Raw genomic sequence first — 21,466 nt, 5'->3', positions numbered from 1 at the left:
GATGGCAGGAGTATTCGCATACGCGCCGGCGATCGCCGCGCTGCCGTTCGCGTCGTTCCTGGTCGCACTGCTCGCGGGCAAGTGGCTGCCGAAGCGGGGGGCCCTCTCGGGGATCATCGCGACGGCGATGTCGCTGGGGCTCTCCTTGGTCGTCCTCGGCACCGTCGTCCTGACCGGGGAGACGTACAACGAGACGCTGTACACGTTCGTGGACGCCAGCGAGGCGTTCGACCTGACGTTCGGCCTGCTGATCGACCCGCTGTCGGCCGCGATGCTGGTCATCGTCTCGCTCATCGCGTTCCTCGTCCACATCTTCTCGCTGGGCTACATGAACGACGAGGGCGAGACGGGGCTGCCCCGCTACTACGCCGGCCTCGGGCTGTTCACCGCGAGCATGCTCGCCTTCGTCTTCTCGGACAACCTCCTGATGGCGTTCATGTTCTTCGAGCTGGTGGGGCTGTGCTCGTTCCTCCTCATCGGCTTCTGGTTCCGCGAGGACGCGCCGCCGTCGGCCGCGAAGAAGGCGTTCCTGGTCACCCGGTTCGGTGACTACTTCTTCCTCATCGGCGTCGTCGGCGTCCTCGTGACCTTCGGCACCGCGCAGTTCGCGGGGCCGGAGGGCTTCCCGGCGCTCGCCGAGGAGGCCCTTGGCGGCGGTGAGTCCTTCTTCGGCCTCGACGCCCAGACGTGGTTCTCGGTCCTCGGGCTGCTAGTGCTGGGCGGGGTGATGGGCAAGTCCGCGCAGTTCCCGTTCCACACGTGGCTGCCGGACGCCATGGAGGGTCCGACCCCCGTCTCCGCGCTCATCCACGCCGCGACGATGGTCGCCGCCGGCGTCTTCCTCGTCGCGCGGATGTACGGCTTCTACGCGCTGCTGCCGACGGTACTGGCGATCATCGCCTTCGTCGGCGGCTTCACCGCGCTGTTCGCCGCGACGATGGGCATCGTGAAGAACGAGATCAAGCAGGTGCTGGCGTACTCGACGATCAGCCAGTACGGCTACATGATGCTCGCGCTCGGGTCGGGCGGCTACGTCGCCGCGTTCTTCCACCTCACCACCCACGCCATCTTCAAGGCGCTGCTGTTCCTCGGTGCCGGCTCGGTCATCATCGCGATGCACCACGACGAGGACATGTGGAACATGGGCGGGTTGAAGGACGAGATGCGCGTGACGTACCTCACGTTCCTCGCCGGCTCGCTCGCGCTCGCCGGCATCTTCCCGTTCGCCGGCTTCTGGTCGAAGGACGAGGTGCTCTACGAGTCGCTCGTCCACGGCCTGGGCGGGAGCCCGCTGCTGCTCGGTGCGTGGGCGATGGGCCTGCTCGCCGTCTTCGTCACCGGGTTCTACACCATCCGGATGGTCCTGCTCACGTTCCACGGCGACCCACGGACCGACACCGCCGAGAACCCCCACGCCGTCCGCTGGAACGTCAAGTTCCCGCTGAGCGTCCTCGGGGTCCTCGCGGTCGTCGCCGGCTTCATCAACCCGGTGCCGATCCAGAAGCTCACCGGCGTCCACACCGAGTTCCTGCACGACTTCCTCGACAGCGAGGGCGCCGAGGAGCTGCTGACGAGCGCCCACCACTACGGCGACCTCACCGGCGAGTTCGCCGGCTACTCGAGCGGCTACGTCGGTGGCGGCGAGACCGTCACCCTGCTGGTCAGCGCCGGGCTCAGCCTCGGGCTGGCGGTCGCCGGCGCGCTCGCCGCGTTCGCGCTCTACCGCGGTGCCGCTCCGGCCCGGCACACGGAGAAACTTGGCGGTCTACACACGCTTCTCATGCACAACTACTACCAGGACGAGTACCAGGTCTGGCTCGCCGAGGGGCTCACCGTCCGCGTCTCCCGCGCAGCCGACACGTTCGACCAGGGCGTCATCGACGGTGGGGTCAACGCGGTCTCCAGCGTGAGCCTGTTCTCCGGCGACCGCCTGCGTCGCATCCAGACCGGCACAGTCACGAACTACGCCGCCGCGATCGCGCTGAGCCTGCTGGCGCTGCTCGTCGGCTTCGCGCTGCTCGGGGGGTGGTTCTAGATGTTAGTCGAGGCCCTCATCGCCATCTGTCTCGTCGGCGCGCTGGCCGTCTGGCTGGTGCCGAACCGCTTCGCCCACAAGGCCGCCTTCGCGGTCTCGCTGCTGCCCGTCGTCGTCTCGCTGTACATGTACGCGGTCTTCGACGGCAGCGGCAACGCTCTGCTCGGCGGAGACATCGCCTTCGAGACGTTCGCCGAGTGGCTCACCCTCGGCGTCTACTCGGTGAACTACCACATGGGGCTGGACGGCATCTCGCTGCCGCTGGTCGTCCTCTCGACGGTGCTGACGTCGCTGGCCATCCTCAGCGCGTGGACGCCCGTCGACACCCGCCAGAGCCAGTTCTACGGCCTCATGCTGTTCATGGAGGCCGCCCTGATCGGCGTCTTCGCGGCGCTGGACTTCCTGCTGTGGTTCGTCTTCTGGGAGGCCGTCCTCGTCCCGATGTACTTCCTCATCGGCGTCTGGGGCGGCCCGCGCCGGAAGTACGCCGCGATCAAGTTCTTCGTCTACACGAACATCGCGTCGCTGCTGATGTTCGTCGGCTTCTTCGCGCTGGTGTTCGGGCTCGGCGACGCCGTCACGTCGACGGGCCTGCCGGAGATCGCGCAGGCGCTGCGCGCCGGCCAGCTCGGCGGCCTCGGAATCGTCGGTCCCGACATGCTGGCGCTGCTGGCGTTCCTCGCGATGTTCATCGGCTTCGCGGTGAAGGTGCCCATCGTCCCGTTCCACACGTGGCTGCCGGACGCCCACGTCGAGGCGCCGACGCCGGCGTCGGTGATGCTCGCGGGCGTCCTCCTGAAGATGGGGACCTACGCGCTGCTGCGGTTCAACTTCACGATGCTGCCGGAGGTCGCGGCGACGCTCGCGGTCCCCATCGCGGCCATCGCGGTCCTGTCGGTCATCTACGGCGCGCTGCTCGCGCTGGCCCAGCAGGACCTCAAGCGCATCGTCGCGTACTCCTCGGTGTCGTCGATGGGCTACGTCATCCTCGGCCTCGTCGCCTACACCGTCTACGGCGTCGGCGGCGCGACGTTCCAGATGGTCGCCCACGGCCTCATCTCGGGGCTGCTGTTCATGACGGTGGGCGTCTTCTACAACGCGACGCACACCCGGATGGTCGGCGACATGGCGGGGCTGGCCGACCGGATGCCCGTCACCGCGGGCGTCTTCGTCGCCGGCGCCTTCGCCTACATGGGGCTGCCGCTGATGGCCGGCTTCGCCGCGGAGCTGTTCATCTTCATCGGCGCCTTCCAGTCGACGGTGCTGACCGCCGCGCCGGTGTTCACGGCGATCGCGATGTTCGGCATCGTCATCGTCGCCGGCTACCTGCTGTGGGCGATGCAGCGCTCGCTGTTCGGCCCGTACCGCCTCGAGACCGACTACGAACTCGGGCGGGCGCCCGTCCACGACATCGTCCCCATCGTGACGCTGGTGCTGCTCATCGTCGCGCTGGGAACCGCCCCCGACATCTTCTTCGGGATGATCGAAGAGGCTACAATCGACGTCGTCGACTTCGGAGGTGACCTCTGATGGTGAGCGCGAGTAACTGGCTGCTGCTGGCGCCGACCGGCGCGTTCGTCGTCGCGGCGCTGCTGCTGTTCGTGGTCGACTCGATCAGTCCGGAGGACGCGAGCGGTACCGTGCTGTCGGCCATCGCGACCGCCGGCTCGGTCGTCGCGATGGCGCTGTCCGGCGTCCTGCTGCTCGCCGGCGTCGCCGAGGGCGGCGTCGAGCTGTTCGACGGCCAGCTGGTCGTCGACGGCATGAGCCTGCTGTTCACGTTCATCTTCGGCAGCGTGACGGCGCTGGTCGCCGTCGCCTCCGCGGACTACCTGAAGGGGCTGCCCCACAAGTCCGAGTACTACCTGCTGGCGCTGCTGGCGGCGACCGGGATGGCGCTGATGGCCTCCGCCAACAGCCTGGCCGTCGTGTTCATCGCCCTGGAGCTGTCGTCGCTGCCCTCGTACGCGCTGGTCGCGTACCTCAAGCAGAACCGCGGCTCCGTCGAGGCGGGCCTGAAGTACTTCCTCATCGGGGCGCTGTCCTCGAGCATCCTCGTCTACGGCATCTCGCTGGTGTACGCCGCGACGGGCAGCCTGCTGCTGCCCGACGTCGCGTCGGCGGCCGGCGAGGCGGCCAACACCTACCCCGGCGTCCTCGGCGTCGGCATCCTGATGGTGCTCGCCGGCGTCGCGTTCAAGACCGCCTCGGTGCCGTTCCACTTCTGGGCGCCGGACGCCTACGAGGGCGCGCCCGCGCCGGTCGCGGCGTTCCTGTCGTCGGCCTCGAAGGCCGCCGGGTTCGTCGTGGCCTTCCGCGTGTTCACGGTCGCCTTCCCCATCGCGGACGTCGCCACGAGCGTCGACTGGGTGCTCGCCTTCCAGGTGCTCGCCGTCGTCACGATGACGGTCGGCAACTTCGCGGCGGCGACCCAGGAGAACGTCAAGCGCATGCTGGCGTACTCCTCAATCGGCCACGCCGGCTACGTCCTCATCGGGCTGGCCGCCCTCGGCGGCGCGGGATCGGCCGACGCCGGTTCGACGGTGCTCGGCGCCGGCATGCTCCACCTGCTCGTCTACGGCTTCATGAACACGGGCGCGTTCCTGTTCATCGCCCTGGCCGAGTACTGGGACGTCGGCCGCACCTTCGAGGACTACAACGGCCTCGCCACGCAGGCGCCGCTGGCCTGCGTCGCGATGACCGTCTTCCTGTTCTCGCTGGCCGGCCTCCCGGTCGGCGGCGGCTTCATCTCGAAGTACTACCTCTTCGCGGGCGCGGTCGGCGCCGGCGTCTGGTGGCTCGCGCTCGTCGGCGCGGTCAACAGCGCGCTGAGCCTGTTCTACTACAGCCGCGTCGTCAAGGCGATGTGGATCGAGGACCCCGCCGAGGGGGCCGTCGAGATCGAGAGCTACCCGACGGCGCTGTACGCCGCGGTGCTGGCGGCGGCCGTCGTGACGGTCGTCCTGCTGCCGGGCCTCGTCGTCTTCGACAACGCGGCCTTCGACGCCGCCGCCGCGCTGCTGTAAGCGGCACTCGAACCCGCCGATTCCCTTCTCCGCGACGCTACTTCCGCCGCGCTCCCAGCACGCTTTAGACGGTCCGTCTCTCATCCGCGTGTATGGACCGGCTGGTGCTGGGCTGTGGGACGATCGGGCTGTCGCTCGTCGAGCGGCTGGCCGGGCGGCCGGGGTCGCTCCTCGTGCTCGTCGACGACGAGCACCGGGTGGCGTCGCTCCGTGAGGAGGGCGTCGACGCCAGGGACGTCGACGTCACCGACGGGGCGGCGATCCGCGCCGTCGCCGGTGACGCCGACAGCGTCGTCGTGGCGCCGGACGGCAGCGACCGGGCGCGGGAACTCGCCCGCGTCGCCCGGGAGACCTACCCCGGCGCGTTCGTCCTCGCGTGCCTCGGCTACGACGCGACCGAGGCCCACCGCACGGCGGTCGCCGAGTACGCCGACCGGACTGTCGACGTCGCGGGCGAGTCGGCGGCGTACCTCGACGAGCGGGCCGGCGACAGGGGGATCCGCACCCGGAAGCTCCAGAGCGTCCTCCGGAACCTCGAGGGGACGCTGGCGGTCGTCGCCCACGACAACCCCGACCCGGACGCCATCGCCTCGGCGGTCGGCCTCCAGCGGGTCGCCGAGGCCGCCGGCACCGAGGCCGAGGTCTGCTACTACGGCGAGATCAGCCACCAGGAGAACCGCGCGCTCGTGAACCTCCTGGAGTACGACCTCCGGAACCTGTCGCCGGGCGAGGACCTCTCGTCGTTCGCCGGGTTCGCGCTCGTCGACCACTCGCGGCCGGGCATCAACGACGGCCTGCCGCGAGAGACGCCGATCGACGTCGTCATCGACCACCACCCGCCGCGGGCGCCGGTGGAAGCGCGGTTCGTCGACCTCCGGAGCGACGTCGGCGCGACGAGCACGCTCGTCACCGGCTACCTCGACCAGCTGGGCGTCGAGCCGGCCGCCGACCTCGCGACCGGCCTGCTGTACGGCATCCTGACCGACACCCAGGGGTTCAGCCGCGAGGTCTCGCGACCGGACTTCGAGGCGGCGGCGAGGCTCGTCGAGCACGTCGACAGCGGCGCCATAGAGCGCATCGAGTCGCCCAGCGTCACCGCGGAGACCCTCGACATCGTCGCCGGCGCCATCGGGAACCGCCGCATCGAGGACGACGTGCTGACGACAGGCGTCGGCGCCATCTCGGACCGCGACGCGCTCGCGCAGGCGGCCGACCGCCTCCTCGAGATGGAGGGGGTCGACACGACCCTCGTGTTCGGCTACACCGACGACGTCGTCTACGTATCCGCGCGCTCGCGGGGGACGGAGCTCGATTTGGGGGAGGCCCTCAGGGACGCCTTCGGCCAGATCGGCAGCGCGGGCGGGCACGCGGACATGGCCGGCGCCCAGATCCCGGTCGGCATCCTCGTCGAGGAGACCGACGAGGCCGACCGGGAGTCGGTCATCGAGGAGATCGTCACCGAGCGGTTCTTCGAGACGCTCGGCATCGAACTCGACCGCGCCGCCGCGATGGTCTACGGCGACTTCCTCGGGACGGACGGCGCGCTCGACTGAACCCTTTTTGTCGCTCGGCCCCGTCCCGTATCACAATGGTCGAGGACCCGGAGGAGGCGCTCGCTCGGAACGGACCGCGGGGGATGAACACATGACGACGTTCGAGCGGTGGTAACGCATGGGAGACGACGACGATCCGCTCAACCTGCGGCGCGCGACGGTGAAGGACTACATGACCCGCGACGTCGAGACGGTGTCGCCGGACGACACCGTCGGCTCCGTCGCCGAGCGCGTCGCCGACAGCGACGCCCACAGCGGCTTCCCGGTCTGTGACGGCCGCCGCGTCGACGGGTTCATCAGCGCCCGCGATCTGCTGCTGGCCGACGAGGGCGACCCGATATTCAAGGTGATGACCAAGGACATCATCGTCGCCCACCCGGACATGAAGCTCAGCGACGCCGCGCGCGTCATCCTGCGGTCGGGCATCCAGCGGCTGCCGGTCGTCGACGACGCGGGCAACCTCGTCGGCATCATCTCGAACGCCGACGTCATCCGCAGCCAGATCGAGCGGGCGACCCCCGAGAAGGTCGGCAAACTGCAGCAGACCCTCGAGAGCATCCACGGCGTCGGCGCGACCGAGGAGCGCCGCGAGGTGAAACTCGCGGACCTGACGCCGACGCAGACGAAGGTGTACACCGACGAACTGGAGGGCCGCGCTTACGAACTGGAGAACGGGCTGGCCGAGCCGCTCGTCGTCATCGACAACGCCGGCGAGCTCCTCCTGGCCGACGGCCACCACCGCGTGAAGGCCGCCGACCGCCTCGACGTCGACGAGATGGACGCCTACGTCATCGTCCTCGACGAACGGGTCGAACTCGGGATGGCCGAGACCGCCCGGAAGAGCGACCTCGAGACCATCGCCGACATCGAGGAGGTCGACTACGCACACCACCCCCTCGTCGAGACGACGAAGCGACTCCAGGAAGGGGAGTAGCGTGGGACCGAAGGTCCCACGAACGAACGGACAACTTCGCTGTCCGTGAGTAGCGCGGTTCGGAACGGGGGCGAGACCCGACCGAAGCACGCGTCTCGATCGACGACTGGGGAGCGAGAACCGCGTAAGGGAGGGGCACCCGGCGTCCGAGTGGGTCCCTGGTCCACGCCCACCCACGCCAAGGTTGATACTCGCACCTCCCCAAGGGGTGACCATGTTCGACGAGGAGGACCTCTCGGCGATCCGGGAGGGACGCGAACGCTGGGAACAGGAGACCCTGGAGCCGTTCCTCGAGCGGGGGGAACGCAAAGACGAGTTCGTGACGGTCTCGAACCACGAGGTCGACCGGCTGTACACGCCCGAGGACATCGAGGACATGGACTACGAGGAGGATCTCGGATTCCCGGGTGAGGAGCCCTATACCCGCGGGCCGTACCCGACGATGTACCGGGGGCGAACGTGGACGATGCGGCAGTTCGCCGGCTTCGGCACCGCCGAGGAGACCAACGAGCGGTTCCACTACCTCATCGACGAGGGCCAGACCGGGCTGTCGACGGCCTTCGACATGCCGACGCTGATGGGGATCGACTCCGACGCGCCGATGAGCGAGGGGGAGGTCGGCAAGGAGGGCGTCGCGGTGGACACGCTGCGGGACATGGAGATCCTCTTCGACGGCATCGACGTCGGCGAGATCTCCACGAGTTTCACCATCAACCCCTCGGCGCCGGTCATCTACGCGATGTACGTCGCCCTGGCCGACCAGCAGGGCGTTCCGCGCGAGGAGGTCCGCGGGACCCTCCAGAACGACATGCTCAAGGAGTTCATCGCCCAGAAGGAGTGGGTCATCCCGCCGGAGCCCTCCCTCGACGTCGTCACGGACACCATCGAGTTCGCCGTCGAGGAGACGCCGAAGTTCCACCCCGTCTCCGTCTCGGGGTACCACATCCGCGAGGCCGGCTCCACCGCTATCCAGGAAGCGGCGTTCACGCTGGCCGACGGGTTCGCGTACGTCGAGGACTGTCTCGACCGTGGCATGGACGTCGACGAGTTCGCGCCGCTGCTCTCCTTCTTCTTCAACTCGCACAACTCCATCTTCGAGGAGATCGCGAAGTTCCGCGCGTCCCGGCGCGTCTACGCCCGCGTGATGGAGGAGTGGTACGACGCCGAGAAGCCCGAGTCGAAGCGGCTGAAGTTCCACACCCAGACGGCGGGGCAGTCGCTGACCGCCCAGCAGCCGCTGAACAACGTCGTCCGGACGACCATCCAGGCCCTGGCGGCGGTGATGGGCGGCACCCAGAGCCTCCACACGAACAGCTACGACGAGGCCTGGGCGCTGCCCAGCGAGGAAGCCGTCCGGGTCGCCTTGCGAACCCAGCAGATCATCGCCGAGGAGTCCGGCGCCGCCGACATCGTCGACCCGATGGGCGGTAGCTTCGCCATCGAGAAGCTCACCAACGAGGCCGAAGCGGAGATCATGGCCTACATCGAGGAGATACGGGAGATCGGCGACGGCTCCGTCCGCGACGGGGTGCTGGACGGCATCACGCAGGGGTACTTCCACCGCGAGATCCAGGACGCCTCCTACGAGTACCAGAAGCGCGTCGACGCCGGCGAGGAGGTCGTCGTCGGCGTCAACGAGTACAGCATCGAGGAGGACCCCTCCCCCGACGTCCTGAAGGTCGACGAGGAGACCGAGCGACGGCAGCTCGACCGCCTCGAGGCGGTCAAGGCCGAGCGCGACGACGCGGCCGTCGAGGGGGCCCTCGAGGCCATCGACGAGGCCATCGAGAACGACGAGAACGTGATGCCGCCGATCGTCGACGCCGTGAAGGTCTACGCCACGATGGGCGAGATCATGGCCGTCTTCGAGGACCACTACGGCGCCTACCAGGAGACCGTCGGGCTGGCCTGAAGCCCGCCGGGACCCGCCTCAGCGCTCCTCCTCGACGAAGACGACCATCCCGTGGAAGTCGTTCCCGCCGGTCGTCCGGTGGAGGAAGCCGTACCGCTCGTAGGAGTCGCCCAGCCGCGCGTCGAGGTTGTCGACCGCACTGAGCGCCTCGGTTTGCTCCCGGCAGTCGACGGGTCGCTCGAGGGTGCACTCGGCCTCGGCGACGACGACCGGCGGCGGCGATTCCGGCAGACCGCCGGCGGGTTGCGCGCAGGTCACCGAGACGTCGTTGGCCTCGATATACCACCCCCAGGGGAGCGTGTTGAACCAGTCGATGCAGGAGGGGGTGTGTATCTGGTTCTCCTGCATGTCCACGAACGCCTCGCCGCCGTAGAACAGCGCGTCGGGGCCCTCGGCGTTCGCATCGGCGGCGGCGACGGTCGCGTCGACGGCCGGCCGCATCTCCTGTTGGGGCTGGGCGAACTGCACCATCTCGTTGTCGGGGCTGGTCGGCGAGGCGTAGACGCCGGTGGCGCCGACGACGGCGACCTGGCCGGCGACGAGGACCAGCAGGGCGGCCACGATGCCGGCGCTGATCCGGTCGTCGTCCGCGTAGGCGTCGCGGCCCACCTCGAAGAGCGCCGCGAGGGCGACGGCGGCGGGCACCGCCAGCGGGACGAGCGCGTTGACGATGATCCAGGCGCCCCAGATGTCCGTGCCGAGGGGGTAGCCGACGACGCTGGCGAAGCCCCAGTACGAACAGAAGGCGACGAGTCCGCGTTGCCGGAGGCGCCCCCACCGGTCGAGGAGGAACCCCGCGATGGACAGAACGAACAGCGGGCCGGCGTAGCCCAGCGTCGTCGAGACGAACCGATCCAGGGTGTCGCGGTACTCGGCGATTGACTTCTCCTCGCCGTGGCCGAACCAGTACTCGAAGCCCGTCCGGAGGTCCTCGATCGTCCGGTCGACGGTCAGGCCGAGGTTGCCGGACCACAGCCCCGCCTCGCCGCCGCGCGGCGCGTAGAAGAAGAACACGACCAGGGCGAACACGCCCGCGGCGCCGAGGAGGTGGCCGACGTACCACCCGGCGCGGCGGCGGGCCCGTCGCGGGTGCTCCCGATAGCGGTCCCGGACTCGACCGGCTAGCGCGACCGCTCGCTCGCGGCCGCTGCCGAAGTTGCGGGGGCGGAAGAGGGCCGTGTCGACGAGCAGCGCCGCCGCGCCCAGCCAGCAGAGGACGTAGACGACGGCGTTCTCCTTGGCGGCGAGGCCGAAGCCCAGCAGGACGACGCCGACGTAGAGGTACCAGGCCCCGAACCCGTCGTAGGCGCGGAGGAACGCGGCGAACGCGGCGAAACAGAACGCGGCGACGAGCAGCGTCGACCGCATGAACCGCGAGTAGTAGAGCAACAGCGGGTTCGCCGCCAGAAGGACGGCGAGGGCGACGACCTCGCTGTCGGACAGCCGGTGGCGGAACCACAGCGCGACGAGCGGCAGCACTCCGCCGACGATCGCCACCGGGAGGCGGGCGGCGAAGTCGGTCGCGCCGAACAGCGCGTACGTCCACCGGGCGACGTAGCGGACCCAGGGGCCGTGGATGCCGTAGCGGTAGTGGATCTCGCCGGTCTCGGCGTAGCGGAGCACCCAGAAGGCGACCCGCGCCTCGTCGAAGTGCGAGATGCGGGCGCCGAGGAAGACGAGGCGGGCGAGGAGCCCCACCACCGCGACGGCGACGACGACCAGGAGCGTGCGATCGTCGAGTCGGGCTCGGTCGAGACGCATACGGCATCACTCGCCCGTGGTCGGAGTGTATCTTCCGATATCTGAAAGCGCGGTTCGAGAGACGCTGGTGCGAACTCGCCCCGGTGGCGTCACGTCCGCGGCTCTCGGCTCTCGACGTCGCCGGCGACGAGCACCGGCACCGCCGCCCGGAGGACGACCTCCTGGGCGCCGGTCTTCAGCTGGAGCTTCCCGGCCGGCGAGCGGTGCCGGCCGCCGATGCACAGCAGGTCGACGTCCAGGTCCTCGGCCGTCTCGACGAGCCCGCGGGAGGCGTTCCGCCGATCGGTGTCGTGGACCTCGCGGGAGAGACCGGCACCGTCGAGCAACTCGAGGGCCTCCGCGACGACGGGGACCTCCTCGATCGGTGTCTCGCCGTCGTGGAAGTGCACGACGGTCACGCGGACCGACTCGGAGGCCTGCGGCAGGCCCGCGATCGCCTCCACCTTGTCCCGGAGCTGGTCGTCCTCGGGAGCGACGCCCAGCGCCACGTGGTACATACCCCGTGGTCGGACCACTCCGATAAGTGTCTTACTCGTCGGCGTAGCGCCGCGAGACGTACACGACGAGCAACAGGATGACGCCGAGCATCGTCCCGACTGTCGTCATGCCGAACATCGCCAGTCCGAACGACGTCGGCTGGAACGTCACCAGCCCCAGGAACGTCACCGGCTCGGCGTCGCGGAGCCCGATGCTGCCGATGACGCCGCCCATCGTTCCCGCGATGGCGACGACGATGACGTACAGCGTGATGATGACGCGATGTCCGCCGAAGCCGGCAGCGTCGTCTCCGTCCGTCACGTCCGGGCGATACGGCCACCCCCTCGAATAGCCTTTTGAAACGCGGCCGCCGCGGTCGACTCTGAAACCCTTTTGCCGCCGTCGCACCTACCCCCGACCATGTCCAACCAGAGCCGCACCTTCGAGGAGAAGGAGTACTTCCTCCTCGTCCTCGCCGGCGTCGCACTCCTGATGGCCACCACCGGCGTCATCCTCGTCGTCACGGCGCTGTAGCTCGGGGCGCGGGAGAACGGAGAAGCGCGCGCAGGGAGAACGGAACGGGTTACTCGTCTTCGGCCGTCCCGCCGTCGGTGGCGACGTCGTCGCTGCCGCCGTCGGCCGCCACGAGGTCGTCGTCGCGGTCGGCGAGCTGCTCCTCGAACCAGGAGAACTCGCGGCCGTGGAGGCCGTACTCCTTCGTGTTCCAGGGGTCGGGGTCGGTGACCTCCGGGCCCTCGATCCACGACTGGGCCATGTTCCAGATCCAGATGAGCGTCCCGATGCCGATGAGGAGGGCGCCGACCGTCATCGCCTGGTGGAGCAGCTGGACGGAGGCCAGCGGCGCCAGCGCGGGGTCGAACTCGTAGGTGGCGTAGCGGCGCGGCATCTCCAGGTAGCCGACGATCAGCATCGCGAAGAACGTGATGTTGACGCCGATCATCGACAGCCAGAAGTGCCACTTCGCGAGCGTGCGCTGGTACATCCGGCCGGTGACGATGGGGAACCAGTAGTAGGCGGCGCCGAAGCCGGCGAAGGTGATCATCCCCATGACGATGTAGTGGAAGTGCCCGACCACGTAGTACGTCTCGTGGAGCAGGCGGTCGACCGGGATGGACGCCAGGAAGACGCCCGTGATGCCGCCGATGACGAAGTTCGAGATGAAGCCGATGCAGAACAGCATCGGGGCGGTCAGGCGGATCCGGCCGTTCCACATCGTCGTGATCCAGTTGAACGTCTTGACGGCCGACGGTATGGCGATGGCCAGGGACGTCGCCATGAAGCTCGCGCGGATGCGGGGGTCCATCCCGCTGGCGAACATGTGGTGGGCCCAGACGCCGAAGGAGAGGACGCCGATGGCGAGCGTCGAGTAGACGACGAACTTGAAGCCGAAGAGCTTCCGGCCGGAGAACTTCGGCAGGATCCACGAGACCAGACCCATGGGCGGCAGCACGAGGATGTAGACCTCGGGGTGGCCGAAGAACCAGAAGAGGTGCTGCCACAGCAGCGGGCCGCCGCCCTCCACGGCGAAGAACGTCGTCCCGAAGTTGCGGTCGAGCAGCAGCATGATGAGGGCGCTGCCGAGCAGCGGGAACGCGAAGATGATGAGCCCCGACTGCGTGAGCATCGTCCAGCTGAAGATGTCGAGGTTGGCCCAGTTGACGTCGTCGCCGCGTTCGGTGAAGATGGTCGCGATGAAGTTGATGGCGCCTATCGTCGCGGAGATCCCGCTGAGGTGGAGGCCGAGCAGCATCAGGTCGATGCCGACGTTGGCCTGTTCGGCCGACAGCGGCGTGTACATCGTCCAGGCCGTCTCCGCCGGGGCGATGTCGATCGGCAGCGGCATCGCGATGACGCCCGACCAGATGAGCAGCGCCGACGGCGGGAGCAGCCAGAACGCGATGGCGTTGATCCGTGGGAACGCCATGTCGTCGGCGCCGATGAGCAGCGGGATGAAGTAGTTCGCGAAGGCCGAGATGATCGGCGTCCCGAACAGGAACAGCATCGTGATGCCGTGCGTGGTCAACAGTGCGTTGTACGTGTTGGGGTTAATGAGCATCTCCCCGGGGGTGAGCAACTCGAACCGCATCACCAGTACGGCGATGCCGCCCCAGGCGAAGGAGAGGGTCGCGAAGACCCCGTAGAGGATGCCGATGTCCTTGTGATCGACGGTCGTCAGCCAGCGGGCGATACCCGACGGTTTGTGTCCGTGTCCGTGCCCCGTCGCGCCGGCGCCGTCCCCACCGACGAGCGGAGTGTACGTGCGCCAGTTCTCCATGCGGGCGACCATAGCGAAGACCGCGATGAGGATGGCCCCCATGAGAACTGTTAGCGCAAGCTGTTCAGCAGCCATGTACCTGAGTCGACGGACTACGGGTTAAGAAAGGTTGCGTATTCGCTCGCCCGAGACGTGTTTCCGGGGGCCGGTCGCGGCCGCTAACGGACGGGTAGAACCCCCGGAGCGGCGGGCGTCACTCGGCGTCCGGTTCGAGGCCGACCTCGCCCTCGCGGTCCTCTGCGGCCTCGGCGCCCGCGATGGCCTTCCCGGAGTAGTACGTCAGGACGAGGAGGCCGATGGCGGTCAGGCCCATGATCGACATCTGGACGAGGGTGATGATCGGCGCGCTGGGGTAGTCTCCGACGACGGTGTAGACGACGACGAAGAACAGGATGATCCCCAGCGGGATGACGTTGACCGAGATGTCCAAAAGCGTCTCGCGGTCGAACAGTCGTTCGCTCATTGGTCGTGGGTTCGGTGACCGATACTAAGAGGTTACTGATTCCGGACGCGAGGGACGACGAGGGCGGCCACCGCCATGATGGCGCCGGTCGCGGCGACGGTGAACCCGCGCTGGGAGACGCCGTTGTTCGCGGCGACCTGCGAGCGGAACGCCGCGAGGCCGCCGTCGACCTGCGTCGAGACGACGAGCAACCCGAGGACGACGAGCGCGACGCTCAGCCCCCCGGCCAGTCGCCACGGCGAGTCGACGTACCCCACCTCGTCGACGATGCCGGAGACGCCGCCGACGAACAGTACGAGGCCGCCGACCGACAGCGGGTAGAGGTTGAACAGGATGCCGACCTCGCTGAGGACGAGCCCCATGACGACGACGATGTGCCACGGGCTCGACTTGGTGTACTCCTCGGAGAGCCCCGGCTGCGGTTCGCCTTCCATACCGGAACGACGGCGCGGCTCCTCAAAGGGGCGTCGGTTCCCGGTCGACGGAGTTCGACGGCCGGAGCCGCCCGCTACAGCACGAACGCGTAGACGAAGATGAACCCGAAGTACAGCACCAGCAGCGCGACCAGCGCCTTCAGCCGGAACAGCTTGACGTCCTCGCGTTCCGACGCCACCGCCTCCACGTACGCCTCGCGTTCCGCCTCGGTGAGTTCCGATTCGTGCTCGAGCCCCCGGTGGAGGGCGAGCAGCTCGTCGTCGGCGAATCTGGCCCCGCAGTACGAGCAGACGGCCGGCTCCGCCGGGGCGTCCTCAGGCGGCGTCTGCCGCTCGAGGCCGTCGCCGGACTGTGATGTGATCTCTCCGGTCATGAGACGTAGGGGGGTGCGCTGTACGGTTGGGAGACGATCCAGAGGCTGAACATGGTGTAGAGGACCATCGCGAGGACGATTGCGTACTGGCTGCGGACGGCCTGGAGCTTCCCCGGGAAGACCTCGTAGGCGGCGGCGTGTGCCACCCAGATGGCCAGCAGGTGTCCCAGGATGACGAAGGCGAGTTCGAGGCCGCCGAACCAGCCGGGCAGGACGACGGCCACCGGCGCGGGCGGCGACAGCGGCGCGAGCACGGTCCCGACCAGCGTCGGGGACAGTTCGACGAAGTACCCGAGGAAGTGCGCCAGGTGGTAGCCCGCGGCGATGGCCAAAAGCGGCGGCGCGAAGCGGTACGCCAGCGACTCGACGGGCACGTACGTGCGCGCGTGGCGCTTGCTGTAGCGGGCGGCAGCCCAGTAGATCCCGAGGAAGACGAGGTAGCCGACGACCTCCGCGAGGGGGTACAGCAGGTGGGCGGGCACGCCCGACTCGACGACGTCGACGGCGAAGCCCCGCCACAGCGGCGTCGCGACCAGTCCGTCGAAGGTGGTCACCCACAGCACGGCGACGACGAACCCGACCTCCGCACGGGTGGTGACGAACTTCGCCTCGTCGAGGCCGGCGCCCGGGAGGCGGAGGCGGACGCCGTCGTCGTCGTACAGCGGCGCCACCCGGCCGAAGTAGCGGAACACCCGGGAGACCGGGTCGACGGTCTCGAACCACGTCGCCTCGCCGAAGGCGACCGCGCCGGCGAGCGTGACGACGGAGTACCCCACGACGACCCAGGCGAGCAGCCGCGGGTCGTCGGCCAGCGGGCTGACGACCTCCAGCCAGATGAGCGCCAGGAGACCGACCACGCTCGGCCACGCGCCGAGGCGCTCGGGGTACGAGCGGTCCAGCGACGGGAGGGCGCGGGCGACGCTCCGCCACGGGTTCAGCACCGGCCAGGTGTTGCCGACGAGGTAGGTCGTCATCGCGTAGCCGGACCACCACCCGGCCCAGACGACCAGGACGGCGGCGTTGTACGTCGGGTCGCGCGGCCCGAGGAAGCCGACGGCCAGCACGAACAGCAGCACGAGGACGCCGACGACCCGGCCGACGAGCGCGAGCGCGTCCGCGGCGACCACCTCGCCCCCGCGGCGCCACCCGTGGATCCGGCGGATGAACGCCCGGTCGGTGACGAACGACGCCAGGATGAACGAGGCCCCGATGACGCCGCCGCCGGTCGTGAGGAACAGCCACGTCGGGATCGACGAGGAGCGGTCCGGGGCGCTCGAGAGCCCGCCGCCGTGGGCCGTCGCGGTGCCCGCCAGCGCGAGGAGACCCGCGGCGACGAGCACCAGTCGGCGCCCCCTGAGTTGCATGGGTCGGCGCTACGGAGCAGGACGTGGAGTAGCTTGCGGAATCGGGACGGGACCGCAGTCGGGAGCGGCGATTCGACCCAGCCCGTGCTATCCGGATTTCGAGAACGTCGGGGAAAGCGCGCTGTCAGATGTTGATGATGGCGCCCGCGTACAGCACGACGACGAGGAAGATCCAGACGACGTCGACGAAGTGCCAGTACATCGAGACCGTGCTGACGGAGGTGTGCTTCTCGGAGGAGTACTGGCCGAACAGCGCGCGGACGAAGAGGATGGCCAGCATGACGGCGCCGAGGCTGACGTGGAGGCCGTGGAGGCCGGTCAGCCCGTAGAAGGCGCTCCCGTAGGCGCCCTCGGTGAGGGTGAAGCCCTCGTGGAGGATGAACTCGTAGTACTCGTAGACCTGCCCGCCGAGGAAGATCAGCCCGAGCAGGAGCGTGACGCCGAGGAGCGTCCGGAACCGCGAGTGGTTGTCCTCCAGCAGCGCGTGGTGGGCGAAGTGCATCGTGAAGGAGCTGGCGATCAGTATCAGGGTGTTCACGATGACGAGCGACCCGAGGACGTTCCCCGAGGTGACGAGCTCGGGGAGGTTCTCCCAGGCGCCCGCCCGGATGAAGAAGTAGTAGACGAAGCCCGCGCCGAAGGTCGCGACCTCCGTCACCAGGAACAGCAGCATCGTGAACTTCAGGGGGAAGCCGTGGTCCTCGGCCTCGCCCTCCCAGAAGTTGACGATGAAGGCGTGGTACAGCCAGCCGTAGAGGCCGGTGAGGAACCCGAGTGTGCTCACTACGAAGACGGCCGGTCCGACCGAGGGACCGACGATCCCGTAGTCGGGCTGTCCCATGATGAACAGCGCCGCGCCCAGGTAGATGCCACCCGCACCGATGGCCGCGATGAACGGCCACCAGGAGGCCTCGCCGAACCCGTGCGGCCAGTCATCGACCGCCGGGAGGTGGTGTTCGTGGCCACCGTGATGTTCGTCGTCGTGGTCGACGCTCATACGCCAGCGTTCTGAGTGGAACAGTAAAAACCTGCCCAAAGTCGACGGAGGCCGCCGCCAACGGCGCCGTCGCTCGGCGCTGGAAAACTCGGAGAAGACGAACTCGTTACGCCTCGGTCTCGTTCTGCTGTGCGCCGGTCGCGTTCTGCTGGCCTGCGGTCCCGTTCTGCTGGCCGCCGGAGCCGCCTGCCGTCTCGTTCTGCGTTCCGCCGGTCTGGTTCTGCGTTCCGCCGGTCGAGTTCTGCTGGTCGTTGGTCCCGTTCTGCTGGCCACCGGAGCCGCCGCCCTCGCCCTCTTGCTGCTCGGCCTGCTGTTGTTCCTGGAGCCACTGGTCGTAGTCGTCGCCGCTCATGACGATGAACTCGCCGTTCATCTGCGAGTGGCCGACGCCGCAGTACTCCGTGCAGTAGAACTGGTGGCTCCCCTCCTCGTAGGCGACCGTCTTGATGGTGTTGTACTGGCCAGGCTGGGCCTGCTGCTTCAGCCCGAGGTCGGGCTGGTGGAGCATGTGCAGCCAGTCCCGGGAGGTGATGTGGAGGTACACGGGCCGGTCGGTCGGTATCCGTATCTGGTTGTTCGTCGTCACGTTGGTCCCCTCGTAGGTGGTCTCCCAGCCGTAGGTGAACGCCTGCACCTCGAGTTCGACCGCGTTATCCTCGGTCTCCTTCGGGCCGACCGCGCCCTCGAAGTCCTCCGAGACCGTCGGCTCGATGCGGTCCTCGCCGGGGACGGGGTCGCCGACGACCTCGACGGCCAGCACCTGGTAGGAGGCGAAGCCGACGAAGAGGAGGACGATGGCCGTCGCGACGGTCCACGTGATCTCCAGGCGTCGGTTCTCCTGGGTCGGCGTGGGCTCGTCGTTGTTCCGGTACTTCAGGACGGTGTAGATGAGGATCCCCTCGACGAGGATCGTGATCGGGACGGCGGCGTACAGCAGCGTCGTGTTGAGGTCGTTGATCAGGTTCGCGTTGCGCGACTGTGCCAGCACGGGGTCCGCGGCCAGCGCGAGCAAGAGGAACCCGCCGAGGGCCGCCGTGGCGAGGCGCGTGACTCTCATTGTCGGCGGTTGGATGCACCGAACTAAATAGTTGCTGACTTCCAGCCGACGGGACCGGAAACAGGAGGTCTAAGTGCCCGTGGACGAATCCTCCGCCATGGTTCGCCAGCCCTCGACCACCACCCTGCTCGCGTCGGCGGTCGTCTCCGTGTACGCGCTCGTCGTCGTGGGCGCGACCGCGGCGCTGGCCGACGCCGCCGCGGCCTGCTCGGGCTGGCCGACGTGCGCCGGTCCGATCGCCGACCCCGCCGTCCTCGTCGTCCTCCTCCACCGCGCCGCCGCGGCGCTCGTCGGCCTCCTGATCGTCGCCCTGGCCGTCTTCGGCTGGAGCGACCTCGGATCCCGGGCCCGCGCCGCACTCGCCGTGGCGCTGGTCCTCTACCCGGTCCAGGCCGGGTTCGGCGCCCTGGTCGCCAACGGCGTCGACTTCGCCGGCCTCCACCTCCTCGTCGGGATGGCGATCTTCGGGTCGCTCGTCCTGGCGCTGGCCTGGCACCTCGAGACCGAGACCGGCAGCGACGACGCCCCCGGGGCGGTCCCGGAGCCCGACCTCGCCGACGAACCCGTCGGGCCGGCCCAATCGCCGGACCTCGCCGGTATCGAGCGCGCGAAGGCGACCGCGTGGGCGTACTTCCAGCTCATGAAGCCACGGCTGATGTGGCTGCTCTGTCTCGTCGCCGGGGCCGGCATGGCGCTGGCCGGGACGCCGACGATCCGGACGGTCGTCGCCACGCTCGGCGGCGGCGTCCTCGCCATCGGCGCCTCGGGCACCTACAACCACGTCCTCGAGCGCGACATCGACCAGCGGATGGAGCGGACCGCCGACCGCCCCGTCGCGACCCACCGGGTGCCGGTCCGGAACGCGCTGGCCTTCGGCGGCCTGCTGACGGTCGCCTCGCTGGCGGCGTTCCTCAGCGTCAACCTCCTGACGGCGGCGCTCGGGCTGGCCGCCATCGTCTTCTACAGCGTCGTCTACACGCTCGTGCTGAAGCCCAACACCGTCCAGAACACGGTCATCGGCGGCGCGGCCGGCGCGCTCCCGGCGCTCATCGGCTACGCGGCCGTCACCGGGACGTTCGGGCTGCCAGGCGCCGTCCTGGCGCTGGTGATCTTCCTGTGGACGCCGGCGCACTTCTACAACCTCGCGCTCGCCTACCGGGACGACTACGAGCGCGGCGGCTTCCCGATGATGCCGGTCGTCCGCGGCGAAACGGAGACCCGGAAGCACATCGTGCTGTACCTCGGGGCGACGCTGCTGGGCGCGAGCGCCCTGACGGCGCTGACCGACCTCGGGTGGCTCTACGCGGTCACGACGGTCGCCCTCGGCGCGGTCTTCCTCTGGACGGTCGTCAGGCTGCACCGCGAGCAGACCGAGTCGGCGGCGTTCCGGGCGTTCCACGCCTCGAACGCCTACCTCGGCCTGTTGCTCGTCGCCGTCGTCGTCGACGCCCTGGCGTTCTGATGTTCGACCGCGCGACGCGTCGCGTCGACGCGCTCGGTGACGGCGACCGACGGACGCTGCTGTACACCGCCGTCGTCGCGAACACGCTCGTCCTCCTGGTCCTGGCCTACGCCATCTACTCCGGCCGACCGGTGACCAGCCTCTGGGCGTACCCGGTCGTCTGGATCACCGTTGGCGCGTGGGCGCTGCTCCGAACGTCGCCGGCGCCGACCGACGCCCGGACGAGGCGCGTCGCCGCGGTCGTCGCCGTCGGCTACTACCTTCTGCTGGGGTTCGTCGGCGGCCTGTTCGGCCCCTCCCAGGGTATCGCCACCGGGCTCACGGTCCAGGTCACCGACCTCCCCCCGGGCTGGAACCCGGCGGTCCTCTACGGCGGCGAGACCGTCCAGTTCGCGTTCATCCCGTACATGGCGTTCGGCTACGCGGTCCTCTCGTACCTCGTCTACGCGACGGCCATCGAGGCGAAGAGCGCGGTCGCGGGCGGGCTGCTGGGTCTGTTCTCCTGCGTCTCCTGTACGCTCCCGGTCGTGGCGTCGGTGCTCGGCGGCTTCGTCGGCGGGGCGGGCGCGCTCACCGCGGCCGCGTCGTCGCTGACCTACGGCGCAGGGACGGTCGTCTTCGTCGTGACGGTTCTCCTGCTCTCCTACCGGCCGGGATTCGGATTGCTCCAGCGCGACGGGCGGTAACTCAGACGAATCCGAAGACCAGGTTCGCCGCGACGACGAGGATGCCGACGCCGCCGACGCCGAACAGCCCGACCGCGACCCCGTGGGCGGGCCCGAGGCCGTGCTGGCGGACGACCACGTAGGTCCCGAGGAAGAGGAATCCGGTGACCAGCAGCCCCAGCAGCACCACCACGATGCCGAACGCACCCGGGAGCAGGTCGGGAGCGCCGCCGACGGACGCCAGGGTCACCGCGCCGACCGCCAGGACGAGCACGACGAAGATGGCGCCGAGCTCGGCGGGGTCGTCGGCCGTCTTCGAGAGCCGCCCAACCGTCGCCTCCGACCGGGTGGCCGGCAGCGCCGCAGCGGTCTCCCGTCGCTCCTGTCTGTCCAGGCGGGCGATGGCGAAGTAGATCGTCCCCAGGACCAGCCCCATCAGGACCGTGCTGGCGATCAGGTGCGTGCTCATGAGTCGTTGGCCGCATATCCGCGCCGACCCTCATATATCCTTGGTACGTCTTGACGTATCTCGGTCCGGTGGGGCGGTGCCCTCGGGCGGGACCCCGGACGGGGCGACCGGATCCCACCAAAGAGCTAAGTGAGCTTGGCTGACAATGACTGTCAAGCTATCCTTCACCATGATGGGGTCCCTCATA

19 protein-coding genes are annotated in these 21,466 nt (G+C 69.0%); 8 read left to right on the top strand and 11 right to left on the bottom strand.

The features are described from left to right. Nucleotide 1: 1 nt before the first annotated feature. From nuoL to HWV07_RS05005, 6 genes are all read left to right on the top strand, one after another. Nucleotides 2–2,035, top strand: coding sequence for an NADH-quinone oxidoreductase subunit L (gene nuoL / locus HWV07_RS05030; RefSeq protein WP_178333246.1), 2,034 nt, complete (start codon nucleotides 2–4; stop codon nucleotides 2,033–2,035). Next, on the top strand, nucleotides 2,036–3,565 hold the full coding sequence (locus HWV07_RS05025; protein ID WP_178333245.1) for a complex I subunit 4 family protein: 1,530 nt from the start codon (nucleotides 2,036–2,038) through the stop codon (nucleotides 3,563–3,565). It abuts the gene before it with no gap. After that, nucleotides 3,565–5,061 carry an NADH-quinone oxidoreductase subunit N gene (locus tag HWV07_RS05020; protein WP_178333244.1) on the top strand — a complete coding sequence of 499 codons (1,497 nt, stop codon included), beginning with the start codon at nucleotides 3,565–3,567 and terminating at the stop codon, nucleotides 5,059–5,061. Before HWV07_RS05025 ends, HWV07_RS05020 begins: the two co-directional genes overlap by 1 nt. Before the next feature lie 92 nt (nucleotides 5,062–5,153). After that, a complete protein-coding gene (locus HWV07_RS05015) occupies nucleotides 5,154–6,614 on the top strand; it encodes a DHH family phosphoesterase (RefSeq protein WP_178333243.1) in 1,461 nt (486 codons plus the stop codon). 118 nt (nucleotides 6,615–6,732) lie between these two features. Continuing rightward, a complete protein-coding gene (locus HWV07_RS05010; RefSeq protein ID WP_178333242.1) occupies nucleotides 6,733–7,548 on the top strand; it encodes a CBS domain-containing ParB/RepB/Spo0J family partition protein in 816 nt (271 codons plus the stop codon). A gap of 214 nt (nucleotides 7,549–7,762) precedes the next feature. After that, nucleotides 7,763–9,460, top strand: a complete 1,698-nt coding sequence (locus HWV07_RS05005; protein WP_178333241.1) for an acyl-CoA mutase large subunit family protein — start codon at nucleotides 7,763–7,765, stop codon at nucleotides 9,458–9,460. 18 nt (nucleotides 9,461–9,478) lie between these two features. Here HWV07_RS05005 and HWV07_RS05000 read toward each other — a convergent pair whose 3' ends face one another. The 10 genes from HWV07_RS05000 to coxB form a co-directional block, all read right to left on the bottom strand. Continuing rightward, entirely contained in the window at nucleotides 9,479–11,221 is a 1,743-nt protein-coding gene (locus HWV07_RS05000) for a flippase activity-associated protein Agl23 (RefSeq protein ID WP_178333240.1), read from the bottom strand. Nucleotides 11,222–11,310: 89 nt separating this feature from the next. Beyond that, nucleotides 11,311–11,718 carry a universal stress protein gene (locus HWV07_RS04995; protein WP_178333239.1) on the bottom strand — a complete coding sequence of 136 codons (408 nt, stop codon included), beginning with the start codon at nucleotides 11,716–11,718 and terminating at the stop codon, nucleotides 11,311–11,313. Between the two features lie 31 nt (nucleotides 11,719–11,749). Further along, a complete protein-coding gene (locus HWV07_RS04990; RefSeq protein WP_178333238.1) occupies nucleotides 11,750–12,019 on the bottom strand; it encodes a DUF7520 family protein in 270 nt (89 codons plus the stop codon). Nucleotides 12,020–12,281: 262 nt separating this feature from the next. Continuing rightward, on the bottom strand, nucleotides 12,282–14,069 hold the full coding sequence (ctaD, locus tag HWV07_RS04985; RefSeq protein WP_178333237.1) for a cytochrome c oxidase subunit I: 1,788 nt from the start codon (nucleotides 14,067–14,069) through the stop codon (nucleotides 12,282–12,284). 118 nt (nucleotides 14,070–14,187) lie between these two features. Next, the gene (locus HWV07_RS04980; RefSeq protein WP_178333236.1) at nucleotides 14,188–14,457 is read right to left on the bottom strand and encodes a DUF6684 family protein; all 270 of its coding nucleotides are present in this window, start codon (nucleotides 14,455–14,457) and stop codon (nucleotides 14,188–14,190) included. A 32-nt stretch (nucleotides 14,458–14,489) separates the two neighbouring features. After that, nucleotides 14,490–14,891 carry a DUF7541 family protein gene (locus HWV07_RS04975; protein WP_178333235.1) on the bottom strand — a complete coding sequence of 134 codons (402 nt, stop codon included), beginning with the start codon at nucleotides 14,889–14,891 and terminating at the stop codon, nucleotides 14,490–14,492. A gap of 74 nt (nucleotides 14,892–14,965) precedes the next feature. Continuing rightward, nucleotides 14,966–15,265 (bottom strand): C2H2-type zinc finger protein, encoded by a 300-nt coding sequence (locus HWV07_RS04970; protein ID WP_178333234.1) that lies wholly within the window; start codon nucleotides 15,263–15,265, stop codon nucleotides 14,966–14,968. Next, complete coding sequence (locus HWV07_RS04965) at nucleotides 15,262–16,629, bottom strand: hypothetical protein (RefSeq protein ID WP_246279835.1); 1,368 nt, start codon at nucleotides 16,627–16,629, stop codon at nucleotides 15,262–15,264. The genes HWV07_RS04970 and HWV07_RS04965 overlap by 4 nt, the downstream gene beginning before the upstream one ends. A gap of 124 nt (nucleotides 16,630–16,753) precedes the next feature. Beyond that, complete coding sequence (locus HWV07_RS04960; RefSeq protein ID WP_178333233.1) at nucleotides 16,754–17,626, bottom strand: cytochrome c oxidase subunit 3; 873 nt, start codon at nucleotides 17,624–17,626, stop codon at nucleotides 16,754–16,756. A gap of 106 nt (nucleotides 17,627–17,732) precedes the next feature. Then, nucleotides 17,733–18,683: a cytochrome c oxidase subunit II gene (gene coxB, locus HWV07_RS04955; protein WP_211694230.1), complete on the bottom strand. Its 951-nt coding sequence runs from the start codon at nucleotides 18,681–18,683 to the stop codon at nucleotides 17,733–17,735. A 97-nt stretch (nucleotides 18,684–18,780) separates the two neighbouring features. Between coxB and HWV07_RS04950 the strand changes: the two genes are divergently transcribed. Beyond that, nucleotides 18,781–20,145, top strand: a complete 1,365-nt coding sequence (locus HWV07_RS04950) for a heme o synthase (RefSeq protein WP_178333232.1) — start codon at nucleotides 18,781–18,783, stop codon at nucleotides 20,143–20,145. Beyond that, nucleotides 20,145–20,831: a DUF7546 family protein gene (locus HWV07_RS04945; RefSeq protein ID WP_178333231.1), complete on the top strand. Its 687-nt coding sequence runs from the start codon at nucleotides 20,145–20,147 to the stop codon at nucleotides 20,829–20,831. The genes HWV07_RS04950 and HWV07_RS04945 overlap by 1 nt, the downstream gene beginning before the upstream one ends. A gap of 1 nt (nucleotide 20,832) precedes the next feature. On the opposite strand, the gene HWV07_RS04940 is transcribed toward HWV07_RS04945, so the two are convergent. Further along, nucleotides 20,833–21,279: a hypothetical protein gene (locus HWV07_RS04940; RefSeq protein WP_178333230.1), complete on the bottom strand. Its 447-nt coding sequence runs from the start codon at nucleotides 21,277–21,279 to the stop codon at nucleotides 20,833–20,835. Nucleotides 21,280–21,466: the final 187 nt, after the last annotated feature.

It is taken from the genome of Natronomonas salina (assembly GCF_013391105.1).
Classification (GTDB): Archaea; Halobacteriota; Halobacteria; order Halobacteriales; family Haloarculaceae; genus Natronomonas; species Natronomonas salina.
This window is presented reverse-complemented; position numbering and strand designations above follow the sequence as displayed.